The sequence below is a fragment of the Limosilactobacillus reuteri subsp. simiae genome (assembly GCF_020784875.1).
Lineage (GTDB): Bacteria > Bacillota > Bacilli > Lactobacillales > Lactobacillaceae > Limosilactobacillus > Limosilactobacillus reuteri_H.
Map to the genome: position 1 here is coordinate 1 of NZ_JAJGUI010000015.1, position 303 is coordinate 303.

At 42.6% G+C, this 303-nt stretch carries 1 pseudogene; it reads left to right on the forward strand.

The window, feature by feature from the left end:
- A pseudogene (locus LMC10_RS01065) lies at positions 1–303 on the forward strand (hypothetical protein); the annotation flags it as partial.

Consider the following 303-nt stretch of genomic DNA (forward strand, 5'->3'; position numbering starts at 1 on the left):
AAACGGAGTTAGATAAGCTTTCACTCATCGAGACGGAGTTGCTTAAGCTTTCGCTCATCGATACCGAGTTACTTAAGCTTTCGCTCATGCTTACGGAGTTGCTGAGGCTTTCGCTCATTGAGACTGAGTTGCTTAAACTTTCACTCATTGAGACCGAGTTACTCATGCTCTCACTCATCGATACCGAGTTGCTTAAACTTTCACTCATCGATACCGAGTTAGATATGCTTTCACTCATCGAGACTGAGTTACTTAAACTCTCACTCATTGAAACGGAGTTGCTCAAACTTTCGCTCATTGATA